This window comes from Ideonella azotifigens (assembly GCF_021043325.1).
Lineage (GTDB): Bacteria > Pseudomonadota > Gammaproteobacteria > Burkholderiales > Burkholderiaceae_C > Ideonella > Ideonella azotifigens.
The window spans coordinates 82,281-94,559 of the sequence record NZ_JAJNKD010000016.1; the positions used below are offsets into that span (position 1 = coordinate 82,281).

Genomic DNA, 12,279 nt, shown 5'->3' on the forward strand with positions numbered 1-12,279 from the left:
CTCCCGCATGGCAACCCGTTCTTCTTCCACCCCGCCGACTGCAGAAGCCTACGGCGAGGCGTCCATCCGCGTGCTCAAGGGCCTGGAGCCCGTCAAGCAGCGGCCGGGCATGTACACCCGCACCGACAACCCGCTGCACATCGTGCAGGAGGTCATCGACAACGCTGCCGACGAGGCGCTGGCCGGCTTTGGCAAGCACATTGCCGTCACGCTGCATGCCGACGGCTCGATCAGCATCGACGACGATGGCCGCGGCATTCCCTATGGCCTGCACCCGGAGGAGCAGGTGCCGGTGATCGAGATCGTCTACACCCGGCTGCACGCCGGCGGCAAGTTTGACAAGGGCGCCGGCGGTGCCTACAGCTTTTCCGGCGGCCTGCACGGCGTGGGCGTCAGCGTCACCAATGCCCTGGCCAAGCGGCTGCAGGTCAACGTCTGGCGCGAAGGCCATGCCGCCGGCCTGGTGTTTTCGGGCGGCGACGTGATCGAGCCGCTGCAGGTGCGCAAGACGACTGCGGGCGAGCGCAAGCACGGCACCTCGGTGCGCGTGTGGCCCGACGCCAAGTACTTCGAAAGCGCAGAACTGCCGCGCAACGAACTGATGCACCTGCTGCGCAGCAAGGCGGTGCTGATGCCCGGCGTCACGGTCACCCTGACGACCGAGAAGGCCAGCGGCCCGGAGGTCCAGACCTGGCTCTACAAGGGTGGCCTGCGCGACTACCTGGCGCAGGCCCTGCCGGCCGAGCCGATGGTGCCGCTGTTCGAGAGCGAGCACTATGCCAGCGCGGCCGAGACCGAGAACTTCGCTGAAGGCGAGGGCGCGGCCTGGTGCGTGGCCTTCACCGAGGAGGGCGGTCTGCTGCGCGAAAGCTATGTGAACCTGATCCCCACCGTGGCCGGCGGCACCCACGAAGCCGGGCTGAAGGACGGCCTGTTCGGCGCGATCAAGGGCTTCATCGAGCTGCATTCGCTGCTGCCCAAGGGCGTGAAGCTGATGCCCGAAGACGTGTTCTCGCGCGCTTCCTTCGTACTTTCCGCCAAGGTGCTGGACCCTCAGTTCCAGGGCCAGACCAAGGAGCGGCTGAACAGCCGCGACGCATTGAGACTGGTCGCCTCCTATGTGAAGCCTGCGCTGGAGCTGTGGCTCTCGCAGCATGTGGACGTGGGCCGCAAGCTGGCCGAGCTGGTCATCAAGCAGGCGCAGACGCGCCAGCGCGCCAGCCAGAAGGTCGAGAAGCGCAAGGGCTCGGGCGTGGCGGTGCTGCCGGGCAAGCTGACCGACTGCGAGAGCCGCGACCTGGGCATGAACGAGCTGTTCCTGGTCGAGGGCGACTCGGCCGGCGGCTCGGCCAAGATGGGTCGCAACAAGGAAACCCAGGCCGTGCTGCCACTGCGCGGCAAGGTGCTGAACGCCTGGGAGGTCGAGCGCGACCTGCTGTTCAAGAACAACGAGATCCACGACATCTCGGTGGCCATCGGCGTGGACCCGCATGGCCCGAGCGACTCGCCGGATCTCTCAGGCCTGCGCTACGGCAAGGTCTGCATCCTGTCGGACGCGGACGTGGACGGCTCGCACATCCAGGTGCTGCTGCTGACGCTGTTCTTCCGCCACTTCCCCAAGCTGATCGAGACCGGCCATGTGTACGTGGCCAAGCCGCCGCTGTTCCGGGTGGACGCCGCGGCGCGTGGCAAGAAGCCGGCGGCCAAGATTTATGCACTGGACGAAGGCGAGCTGGAAGCCACGCTGGACAAGCTGCGCAAGGAAGGCGCGCGCGACAGCAACTGGTCCATCAGCCGCTTCAAGGGCCTGGGCGAAATGAGCGCCGAGCAGCTGTGGGACACCACGCTGAACCCGGACACCCGCCGCCTGCTGCGCGTGGACTACGGCGCGGTGGATTTCACCGGGACCGTCAGCGCCATGACCCGCTTGATGGGCAAGGGCGAGGCCCAGGGCCGGCGCGAGCTGATGGAACTGCACGGCGACGACGTGGAAGTGGACGTCTGAAGTCGCTGACACAACGCGGCACTGGCCGCGACGCCGCTTGATGCCACGCACCGCTTCGGCGCAGTGCCGGGCGTGTGGTCCTTGTGAGGCAGCGGTTTGACCAGGGTTGGCCGGCTTGTTCCGGCCCTTTGGGTCGCCGCAGCCTTCCTAGAATTCGTGTGCTTGCTTCTTGCAAGCAACAGCCACGGGTCGCTGCCGGTGTGACACTTTTTGTCACCGGGCTTGCGGTCCCTGTGTCCCGCCTGCCGGTGCTTGAGCCGCAGACGAGTGTCGGGACGTTTCGCGCCTCAGGAGCCGTTTTGATCGTCCGTCCCGTTGCTCATCGTTGTCTCGCCCTTGTCCGAAACCTGCCTCGCGCTTCCCGCCCCTTGCTGGCCGCGGCGGCGCTGGGCTTGTGCGCCGTCAGCGGCACGGCGCGCGCCGAGCTGTGGGGTTATGTGGACGGCGCCGGCGTGGCGCACTTTGCCGACAAGCCCATGGATTCGCGCTACTCGCAGGTGCTGCGCCAGCGCGACAGCGACACCTTCCGCGTGCCCGGCAAGACGACGGCCAGTGCCAGCTTGCTGACCTGGCTGGAATTCGCCCCCGAAGTGAAGGCCATTCAGCCGGTGCTGCGCGAGGCCGAGCGAGTCACCGGCGTGGACGCCGAGCTGCTCAAGGCCATCATCACGGTCGAATCCGGCTACCGGGGCGACCTGGTGTCGCCGCGCGGTGCGGTTGGCCTGATGCAGGTCACGCCGGTCACGGGCGACCGCTATGCCACCAAGGCCGAGGCCCAGGCCAGGCCGGTGGAGCAGCGCCTGCGCGACCCTAAGCACAACATCATGATCGGCGCGCGCATGCTGGCCGACCTGAGCCGGCGCTTCGGCGGCGTGGACGTGGCGCTGGCCGCCTGGAATGCAGGCGAGGGCAATGTGCGCCGCGCCGGCGGCAAGATCCCGGATTTCGATGAAACCCGGGCCCATGTGCACATGGTGCTGGAGCTGTACTGGGCGCTGTTGCAGCAGCGCCAGCAAGGCCTGGCCAACCAGATGAAGATGGTGCGCACGGACGGTTGAGCCGTCATGCGCTGCTGCGGGCGTGGCAGGCCGCCACGGCCCGCGCCGCCAAGCCTCAGGGCTTGATGATGTAGACCTGACCGTTGGCCTTCTTGCCACCGTACTTGGTGGTGCCCAGCAACTCGCCTGCCTTGGTGGTCGTCAGGCCCGAATACGCGCCGCTGCCGCCGGTGATGCCCCACAGCACGCTGCTGGCATAGCTGCCATCGGCCTGCGGGGTCAAGGTCACGACGCTGCCGCCGCCGGTGCTGCCGCCGCCTGAGGTGGCGGCGTACAGCACGCCGGTCTTCTTGTTGACCAGCACGCTGCAGTACGGGAAAAAGCCCTCGTCGTTGGTGAAGTCGTGCACCGCGGCCAGCTTGTAGCCGCTCTTGCCAGGCGTGGCCTTGAACACCGTGCCGTTGGCGAACGCGCCGCCCATCAGCCCGGTGCCGTACAGGTTGCCGTCCTTGGCCAGCGTCACGCCGCCGGTGGGCAGGGTGCCGACCGTGCTGCCGAAGCTGTCGTTGACCTTGAAGCTCCAGCCGTTCGTGCCTTCGGTCAGGCTCCACAAGGTGCCGCTGAAGTTCGCGCCGCCCGCAGTGGTGATGCCGTAGACCACGCCGTTGGCGTCCATGGCCAGCTTGCCGCGCGGGCCGGCGCCGTCAATCGTGGTCTCGTGGAAGTGGTGGATGACCTGGTAGGTCCAGCTGCCGTCGCTCGCCGGGGTGAGTGTGAAGGCCACGCCGTCGCCGAAGTTGCCGCCTTCGAAGGCGGTGCCGATCAGCCGGCCCTTGGCGTCCAGCAGCAGGTCGCCGTAAGGGTGGTAGCCCTCCGCACCACCCGTGAAGTGGTGCAGCACGCTGGGTGTCCAGCTGCCGTCTGCATTCGGGCTGAGGCGCAACACCGTGCCCGCGCCGACATTGCCGCCGATGTAGGCGGTGCCATAGAGGTTGCCGGCAGCGTCGGCAATCAGGCCGGCCTGCGGCATGGCGCCGTTGTCCAGGCCGCCAAACGAGAACACCGTCTTGGCACCCCAGCTGCCGTCGTCCTTCTGCTTGAGCTGGTAGATCGCGCCCAGGCTGGCGCTGCCACCACTGGCCGTCACGCCGTAGAACTTGCCACCGTGGGCCAGCAGGTCGCTGGCGGGGCTGGCGCCGTTGGGGGTGCCGGCAAAGCTGTAGGCGGTCTTGCCTTTTGCGGCCCAGCTCGGGGTGGCGCTGGCCAGCAGCGCGGCGGCGAAGAAGGCCGCAGAGCCCAGGGCGCGCAAGCGTGCGCCGGCCTTGCGGGCCGTGGAGGATGAAGCGTACATGGGACTGTCTCTCTTGGATGAAGAACGACGGGGAGGGCGGGGCCTGACTCGTGACCAGGCCCCGCCAATGCAAGCCGCTTACTTCTTGCGGTTCACTTCGAAGACGCCACCGTTCCAGCTGTCGTTGGCGTAGCTCATCGTGCCGAACAGTTCGGACTTGATGCGGGCCAGACCGGCGTAGCTGCCGTTGCCGGCAATGCCCATGTCGTAGATCACGCTGTACTTGTAGCTGCCGTCATCGCTGGGCGCGAGCTGGTAGACCACGCCGGCGTTGGCGCTGCCGCCAGCCGCGGTGGTGCCGTAGAAGATGCCGTTGTCGGTCGGCATCACGGCGCCGTAGGGCTGCCAGCCCTGGCCGCTGCCGGCGAAGGCATGCAGCAGCGAGTAGGTGAAGCTGCCGTCGCCTGCCGGGGCCAGCTTGAACAGCGTGCCGCCGCCGTTCGGGCCGGCTGCGGTGGAGGTGCCGTACAGCGCGCCGCTGGTGTCGGTGGCCAGGCCGCCGACCGGGTTGAAGCCGTTGTCGCCGCGGAAGGTCAGCACGATGCTTTCGGCGTAGACGTTCTTTTCGCCCGGGGTCAGCTTGTAGACCACGCCGAAGTTGTAGGTGCCGCCGGCCACCGTTGTGCCGTACACCGCACCGGCCGAATCCACCACCAGCTGGCCCGAAGGCGACTTGCCGTCGCCGTCGGTGCCGGTGAAGCCGTGCAGCAGCGTGAACTTCCAGCCGTTCTTCTTGGCGATCAGCTTGAAGGCCGTGCCCTGGCCGTGTTCACCGTTGAGCGAGGCGGTGCCGTACAGGTTGCCTTCAGCGTCGAACACCAGTTCGCTGACCGGCTGGCTGCCGTCGGTCGAGCCCTGGAAGCTGTACAGCACCGAGTGCGTGAAGCTGCCATCGGCGTTCAGTGCCAGCTTGTAGACCGTGCCCTTGCCCCAGGTGCCGCCCTGCGCGGTCACGCCGTACAAGTTGCCCTTCTTGTCCTTGATCAGGCCGGCGGACGGCTGCTTGCCGTCGGCAGTGGTCTCGAATGCATAGATCAGCTTGCGCGCCCAGTGCACGCCATCCGGCTGGAACAGTTCGTAGACGGCGCCCAGGCCGTAAGGGCCATCGTCGCTGGCCACGCCGTACAGCGTGTTGGTCTTGCTGACCAGCAGTCGGCCCAGCGGGGCGGTGCCGAAGGTGGTGGCGGTGAAGTCGGAGATCACGCTGGCTTCATTGGCCCAGGCCGCAACGCCGGGCATCAGCAGCCCCAAGGCAACGGTCGAGGCCAGGGTCAGTGCGCGCAGATGAGTGCCCAGACGCGCGTTGTTGCGCGGGTTGACCGAGGGCGCCTTGGATGCTGTATGAAACATGAATGTCTCGTTAAAAAGTGAGTTGGAACCACCATCTTAGGAAAGCGACGCCTCGACAGGGGCTGTCTGTCGAGCTACTTGTAATCAAATGAAACATGCTCAGAATTTACCTGAGCATGATGTTGCGCATCATTGAGGCGTTTCCGCACGGTTACGGCGAACGCTTGTCTGGACTCGGTGCAGGCTGGAGCGATCCCGGGCAGTCGACGCCCCCATTCGGGAGGTTTTGGGTCCCAAAACGGGGCAGCTCATCCCCCTAGAATCGAAACGGCCCGAACCGGTCCGAATCGGCGGTTTGCAAGGTCGGTGTGTTGCGGTTCACGTGAATCCGCGGCGGTCAAGACCTGTGCTGCCAGTTCGGGCGGCCGCATGGCCGGCGGGCACAATGTGCTGCCCGGCGCATGCAGGCCTGAGCAGGCACCTGCGCCGTTGGCAAGATCCCCGGACCTTTGATGAAACCCGTGCCCATGTGCGGGCTGGCAACACATGGAACAGACTCCCCTGACTTTTGCCGGTGACGGCGACGGTGGCAACCCTGACAGCCTGACGCTGGCGCATTACGCCGAGCGGGCTTACCTCGAATACGCGCTTTCGGTCGTCAAGGGCCGGGCGCTGCCGGATGTGTGCGACGGTGCCAAGCCGGTGCAGCGCCGCATCCTCTACGCCATGCACCGCATGGGCCTGTCGTTCACCAACGCCGCACCCGGCGGCCCGAAGCCGCGCAAGAGTGCGAAGGTGGTGGGCGACGTGCTGGGCAACTACCACCCGCACGGCGACACGGCCGCCTACGACGCGCTGGTGCGCATGGCGCAGGACTTTTCGCTGCGCTACCCACTGATCGATGGCCAGGGCAACTTCGGCAGCCGCGACGGCGACGGCGCTGCCGCCATGCGCTACACCGAAGCGCGCCTGAACCCGATCGCCCGCCTGCTGCTCGACGAGATCGACGAAGGCACGGTCGATTTCATGGCCAACTACGACGGCACGCTGGAAGAGCCGCGCCTGCTGCCGGCCCGGCTGCCCTTTGTGCTGCTGAACGGCGCCAGCGGCATTGCCGTCGGCCTGGCCACCGAGATCCCCAGCCACAACCTGCGCGAGGTGGCCGCCGCGGCGGTCGCGCTGATCCGCAACGACAAGCTGGGCGACGACGAGCTGGCACAACTGCTGCCCGGCCCGGATTACCCCGGCGGTGGCCAGATCATCTCCAGCGCGGCCGACATCCGCGCCGCCTATGCCGGCGGCCGCGGAAGCCTGAAGGTGCGCGCGACCTGGAAGATCGAGGAACTGGCGCGTGGGCAGTGGAACCTGGTGGTCACCGAGCTGCCGCCGGGCACCAGCTCGCAGAAGATCCTGGAAGAGATCGAGGAGCTGACCAACCCCAAGGTCAAGGCGGGCAAGAAGGCGCTCGCGGCCGAGCAGGTGCAGCTGAAGACGACGGTGCTGTCGGTGCTGGACGCCGTGCGCGACGAGTCCAGCAAGGACGCCGCGGTGCGGCTGGTGTTCGAGCCCAAGAGCCGTGCCATCAGCCAGCAAGAGCTGATCAACGTGCTGCTGGCGCACACCAACCTCGAAACCAATGTCTCGATGAACCTGACCATGGTCGGGCGGGACGGCCGGCCAACGCAGAAGGGCCTGCGCCAGATCCTGGCCGAGTGGGTGGACTTCCGCCAGGCCACGGTGCAGCGCCGGACCCGGTTCCGGCTGGACAAGGTGCTGGACCGCATCCACATCCTCGAAGGCCGGCAGCTGGTGCTGCTGAACATCGACGAAGTCATCCATCTCATCCGCAATGCGGACGAGCCCAAGCCCGCGCTGATCGAGCGCTTCAGGCTCAGCGACCGCCAGGCCGAGGACATCCTTGAAATCCGGCTGCGCCAGTTGGCCCGGCTGGAAGCCATCAAGATCGAGCAGGAGCTGAAGAGCCTGCGCGAGGATCAGCAGAAGCTCGAAGACATCCTGGCCAACCCCGGCTCGCTCAAGCGCACGCTGATCCGCGAGATCGAGGCCGATGCCAAGCAGCATGGCGACGAGCGCCGCACGCTGATCCAGGAGGAAAAGCGTGCGGTTGCCGAGGTCAAGATCGTCGACGAACCGGTCACCGTGGTCCTCAGCCTGAAGGGCTGGGCGAGGGCGCTGAAGGGGCATGAGGTCGATGCGAACACGCTGGCCTTCAAGGCGGGCGATGCGCTGCACGGCGTATTTCCTTGCCGCAGCGTGGACACGCTCTACGTCTTCGGCTCCAGCGGTCGGGTCTACAGCGTGGCCGTGGCCACGCTGCCGGGCGGCCGTGGCGATGGCGTGCCGATGACCAGCCTGATCGACCTCGAAGCCGGCAGCCAGATTGCGCACTACTTTGCCGGCGTGCCCGAGCAGATCGTGCTGCTGGCCAACACCGGCGGCTTTGGCCTGCTGGCGCGCCTGGCCGACCTGAACAGCCGCCAGAAAGCCGGCAAGAGCTTCCTGACGCTGGAGGCCAGCGACCGCTTGCTGCCGCCGACTGCCGTCGCGCCGGCCCAGGTCAACGTGGCCTGCCTGGCGATGAGCGGCCGGCTGCTGACCTTCCCCCTGGCTGAGCTGAAGCTGCAGTCCAATGGCGGCAAGGGCTTGACGCTGATGGACGTGGACGCGAAGGATCCGCTGGTTTCGGTGGCCGTGTTTGCCGATCAGCTGCGCGTGATCGGCGCGGGTCGCGGCGGCAAGCCCAAGGATGAAATCATCAAGGGCGCAGCGCTGGCCAGCCACCAGGGCAAGCGTGCGCGCAAGGGCAGCAAGGTCGAGGCGGTATTGAAGCCAACCCAGGTGCAGGCGGGCTGATCGGCTGCAGGCTCAGGCGGGTGTTGCGCCGGTGAGTTGGCGCGTCACGGCGCGTCGCACCGGCGGCAACACCTGGGCCAGCCACAGCACGACCTTGCGCGCCGCGCGGGCGGCGGGCCGGTCGTCTGTGAACAGCTGTGCCACGCCATTGGTGCCGTGATAGACCGGCCAGGTGGTGCGCTGGTGTTCGGCCGCGTAGCGCTGCAGGGCCCGGGCATCGCCGACATCGCCGCAGGCCCGGAACGCAGCCGCCACTTCGCGTGTCAAGGTCTGCACGCCGTAGAGCCCGAAGTTGAAGCCGTGCGCGGTGACCGGGTGCATGCCGACCGCCGCGTCCCCGATCAGTGCGATGCGCGGGCCCACCAGCCGCAAGGCCTGCACGGCCACCAGCGGGTAGGCATGCCGCTGCCCGGCCAGGTGCAAGCCGCCCAGCGACGGTCCGAACTGCTCGGTGAGTCGTGCGGCGAAGGATTGGTCGTCCATGTCCAGCCAGCCAGCGGCCTCTGCCTGGCGCACGGTCAGCACCGCGGAGCTTTGCAGACCTGCCATGGGCAACATGGCCAGGGTCAGGCCGTAGCGAAAACATTCGTGGGCAATGCCCTGGTGCGGCAAGGTGTGGGCAACCCGGCAGACGATGGCGGTGCGGCCGAAATCCAGCGAGCGGGCCGGCAATCCCGCCATCCGGCGCAGCGCGGAAAAGCGGCTGTCCGCGGCCACCACCAGCGGCGCCTGCCAGCGGCGGCCGTCGGCAGTGTCCAGCACGGCCACTGCCGGCTGTGCCTCAAATCGAACGACGCAGGCCTGCGTTTCGACCTGGACGCCGGGCGTGTGTTGCGCCACGGCCCAGGCGGCTTCCCGCAGGCGGTGGTTCGGCACCAGCCAGCCCAGGGCCTCGTGCCCGTCGCTGCGTGCATCGAATTGCAGCGGCCACGGCATGCCGCCGTCGTGCACATGGGCCTGGCGCAGCGGCGCAATCTCGGCGGCGGGAAGACGCTGCCAAATGCCCAACTCCTCCAGGATTCGCCGCGAGCGGTGTGTGAGCGCGATGTCCCGTCCGTCTTCCGCCGGCTTGGCCAATGCGGCCCAGGGCGCCTGTTCCAGCACGGTGATGCGCAGGCCTTGGCGGGCCAGGGCAATGGCCAGTGCAAGTCCTGCGGGGCCGGCGCCGGCGATCAGCACGTCAACAGATGCGGCGGAGGCGTGGGGCATGGGCAAGGCTTTCGGCGCGAGAGCTGCGCGTGAGGAACCACCGCACCTTAGCGGCACCTTCCAGCGTGGCGTTTGATCTGCCTCACGACCCATTCACGCATTGCCGCGGCCGGTTCGAAGAGGGCTTGCCTCCGCACGGGTGTCTACTTCCGCCCGTCTTTTCCGGTGATTGCCCTCACAGCCGACGTGGCATGCTGCCCTCGTGCTGAAGACCATACCTTCCCCTCAGTTGCAACTGGGCATGTTCCTCCACCAGCTCACCGGCTCGTGGATGGATCATCCGTTCTGGCGTTCCAAATTCCTGCTGCGTGACCAGCGGGACATTGCGCGCATCCTCGAAGCCGGCATTGCCGAAGTCGTCATCGACACCGAACGCGGCCTGGACGTGCCTCTGGCAGACGAGGCCAAAGACGCGGTGGCGGTCGTCGGCGCAGAGGCCTTGGCAACGCCGGCCGAAGAAGAGGACTCGCCTCTGCCCTTGCCGCATCCGGCGCTGGACCCGGTGGGGCCTCGCTACACCGATGCCCTGCAGGTCAGCCGGCAGGCCATGGGCAGCGTGATGGGCCTTTTCGACGCAGCCCGCCTGGGCCAGGCGGTGGACGCCAAGACCTGCCTGCCGGTGGTCGAGGGCATCGTCGATGCGATGTCCCGCAAGCCCGGGGCGCTGGCCAGCGTGGCCCGGCTGAAGACGGTGGACGACTACACCTACATGCACGCGGTGGCGGTGTGCGCGCTGATGGTCGGCCTGGCCCGCCAGATGGGGCTGCCGCCGGCCATGGTGCGCGAAGCCGGGCTGGCCGGGCTGGTGCTGGACATTGGCAAGGCGGCGCTGCCGACCGAGCTGTTGAACAAGCCCGGCCGGCTCAGTCCCGAAGAACTGGCGCTGATGAAGACCCATGTGCGCCACAGCCACGACATGCTCAAGGCCGAAGGCGGCTACAGCCCGGCCGTGCTGAACGCCTGCCTGCATCACCACGAACGGGTGGACGGCAGCGGCTATCCGGACGCGCAGGCGGGAGAGCGCATTGGCGTGCTGGCCCGCATGGCCGCGGTCTGCGATGTGTACGACGCGGTGACCTCACGCCGGCCTTACCGCACGCCCTGGGACCCGGGCGACGCGATGCGGCAAATGGCCCAGGCCAAGGGGCAGTTCGACAACGCCGTGTTCCAGCATTTCGTCAAGGCCGTGGGCATCTACCCGGTGGGTTCGCTGGTGCGGCTGCAGTCAGAGCACCTGGCCGTGGTGCTGGCGCTCAACAGCAGCGCGCTGTTGACGCCGCGTGTGCGTGTCTTCTACGACATTGGCGAGCGGCACCGCATCACGCCTTATGTGCTGGACCTGGCCGATGGCTCGGCCAAGAACCGCATCCTCGGCCCCGAGGTGCCTGACGCCTGGCGCTTTGCCGACCTCGAGCAGCTCTGGCTGCTGGACTGACGAGGCGAGCGAGCCGGCGCCACGCACCGGCCCGTTGGCTCATGAGAAAACGCCGGGCCGCCCCAAGTTTTCTCATCCCCCTCGGGGGGCCTGACGCGAAGCGGCAGGTCTGGGGGCCCTCTCAGACCCGGCGCAGCGTCTGCACCCAGATCAAGCCGCACAGCGCAAACAGCGCCAGGCTCCAGAACGCAAACGGCACGCCCAGCAGGTTGACGGCTGCATCGGCGCAGGACGCCATCGGCGCGAAGACCGAAGGCGCCAGCTCGAACAGGCCCAGCTTGTCGAGGATCTTGTCGGCCAGCGTCAGGTTGCAAGAGGCGCTGGCCGCAGCATAGAAGTGCTGCCACAGCGCGCTGGCCACACCTGCCAGGCTCAGCAGCAGGCCCAGGCCGGCCAGCGGCTTGCGCAGCCCGCGCACGGCCGCGGCCAGCAAGGCCAGCACGCCAATCACCAGGAAGATCAGCCGCTGCAGCGTGCACCAAGGGCAGGGCAGCATGTCCAGCCTGTACTGGGCAAACAGCGCGAAGCCGACCGCGCCGAAGCACAGCAGCGCCACCAGCACCAGCCACTGGCTGGCGGCTTGTCTGCCGCGGGCCATCAGGCTTGGATCTCGGCGATCAGTTCGATCTCGACGCAGGCGCCGCGCGGAATCTGCGCCACGCCAAACGCGCTGCGCGCATGCGCGCCGACCTCCGGGCCGAACACTTCGCCCAGCAGCTCGGAGCAGCCGTTGGTCACCAGGTGCTGCTCGGTGAAGGTGGGCGCGGAGTTGACCAGGCTCATGACCTTGACGATGCGCTTGACGCGAGACAGGTCGCCACCGACCGCGGCGCTCAGCGTGCCCATCAGCTCGATGGCGATGGAGCGCGCCGCGGCCTGGCCTTCTTCTGTGGCCATGTTCACGCCGAGCTGGCCGACCCAGGGCTGGCCATCGGGCTTCTTGGCAATGTGGCCGGAGATGAAGACCAGCGAGCCGGTCTGCACGAAGGGCACATAGGCGGCAGCCGGAATGGCCACGGGCGGCAGCGCAATGCCCAGTTGTTGCAGGCGTTCGGCGACGGACATGATGACTTCTCTTTCTTCAAAAAACAGACGGTGCGGGAATCCTACACTGGGG

The 12,279-nt window shown here is 67.6% G+C and carries 9 protein-coding genes; 4 read left to right on the plus strand and 5 right to left on the minus strand.

Going from position 1 to position 12,279, the window contains the following annotated elements; translation table 11 throughout:
- Positions 1-7: 7 nt before the first annotated feature.
- Positions 8-2,005, plus strand: a complete 1,998-nt coding sequence (locus tag LRH25_RS25640) for a DNA topoisomerase IV subunit B (RefSeq protein ID WP_141286224.1) — start codon at positions 8-10, stop codon at positions 2,003-2,005.
- Positions 2,006-2,373: 368 nt separating this feature from the next.
- Positions 2,374-3,063, plus strand: coding sequence for a lytic transglycosylase domain-containing protein (locus LRH25_RS25645; protein WP_231012801.1), 690 nt, complete (start codon positions 2,374-2,376; stop codon positions 3,061-3,063).
- 55 nt (positions 3,064-3,118) lie between these two features.
- Here LRH25_RS25645 and LRH25_RS25650 read toward each other — a convergent pair whose 3' ends face one another.
- Both LRH25_RS25650 and LRH25_RS25655 read right to left on the minus strand, forming a co-directional pair.
- Positions 3,119-4,354, minus strand: coding sequence for a choice-of-anchor tandem repeat GloVer-containing protein (locus tag LRH25_RS25650; RefSeq protein ID WP_141286223.1), 1,236 nt, complete (start codon positions 4,352-4,354; stop codon positions 3,119-3,121).
- A gap of 78 nt (positions 4,355-4,432) precedes the next feature.
- Positions 4,433-5,704, minus strand: coding sequence for a choice-of-anchor tandem repeat GloVer-containing protein (locus tag LRH25_RS25655; RefSeq protein ID WP_141286221.1), 1,272 nt, complete (start codon positions 5,702-5,704; stop codon positions 4,433-4,435).
- Positions 5,705-6,190: 486 nt separating this feature from the next.
- On the opposite strand from LRH25_RS25655, the gene parC reads away from it, so the two are divergent.
- A complete protein-coding gene (gene parC / locus LRH25_RS25660; protein ID WP_141286219.1) occupies positions 6,191-8,518 on the plus strand; it encodes a DNA topoisomerase IV subunit A in 2,328 nt (775 codons plus the stop codon).
- Between the two features lie 12 nt (positions 8,519-8,530).
- On the opposite strand, the gene ubiM is transcribed toward parC, so the two are convergent.
- On the minus strand, positions 8,531-9,727 hold the full coding sequence (ubiM, locus tag LRH25_RS25665) for a 5-demethoxyubiquinol-8 5-hydroxylase UbiM (RefSeq protein WP_141286217.1): 1,197 nt from the start codon (positions 9,725-9,727) through the stop codon (positions 8,531-8,533).
- Between the two features lie 202 nt (positions 9,728-9,929).
- On the opposite strand from ubiM, the gene LRH25_RS25670 reads away from it, so the two are divergent.
- Complete coding sequence (locus LRH25_RS25670; protein WP_141286215.1) at positions 9,930-11,162, plus strand: HD-GYP domain-containing protein; 1,233 nt, start codon at positions 9,930-9,932, stop codon at positions 11,160-11,162.
- Positions 11,163-11,283: 121 nt separating this feature from the next.
- Here LRH25_RS25670 and LRH25_RS25675 read toward each other — a convergent pair whose 3' ends face one another.
- Both LRH25_RS25675 and LRH25_RS25680 read right to left on the minus strand, forming a co-directional pair.
- Positions 11,284-11,760 carry a disulfide bond formation protein B gene (locus LRH25_RS25675; protein WP_141286213.1) on the minus strand — a complete coding sequence of 159 codons (477 nt, stop codon included), beginning with the start codon at positions 11,758-11,760 and terminating at the stop codon, positions 11,284-11,286.
- Positions 11,760-12,227, minus strand: a complete 468-nt coding sequence (locus LRH25_RS25680) for a RidA family protein (protein ID WP_141286211.1) — start codon at positions 12,225-12,227, stop codon at positions 11,760-11,762. The genes LRH25_RS25675 and LRH25_RS25680 overlap by 1 nt, the downstream gene beginning before the upstream one ends.
- Positions 12,228-12,279: the final 52 nt, after the last annotated feature.

Coding starts and splice junctions, on each gene's coding strand:
- LRH25_RS25640 (WP_141286224.1), top strand. CDS start 8: ATGGCAACCCGTTCTTCTTCCACCCCGCCGACTGCAGAAGCCTACGGC.
- LRH25_RS25650 (WP_141286223.1), bottom strand. CDS start 4,354: ATGTACGCTTCATCCTCCACGGCCCGCAAGGCCGGCGCACGCTTGCGC.
- LRH25_RS25655 (WP_141286221.1), bottom strand. CDS start 5,704: ATGTTTCATACAGCATCCAAGGCGCCCTCGGTCAACCCGCGCAACAAC.
- parC (WP_141286219.1), top strand. CDS start 6,191: ATGGAACAGACTCCCCTGACTTTTGCCGGTGACGGCGACGGTGGCAAC.
- ubiM (WP_141286217.1), bottom strand. CDS start 9,727: ATGCCCCACGCCTCCGCCGCATCTGTTGACGTGCTGATCGCCGGCGCC.
- LRH25_RS25675 (WP_141286213.1), bottom strand. CDS start 11,760: ATGGCCCGCGGCAGACAAGCCGCCAGCCAGTGGCTGGTGCTGGTGGCG.
- LRH25_RS25680 (WP_141286211.1), bottom strand. CDS start 12,227: ATGTCCGTCGCCGAACGCCTGCAACAACTGGGCATTGCGCTGCCGCCC.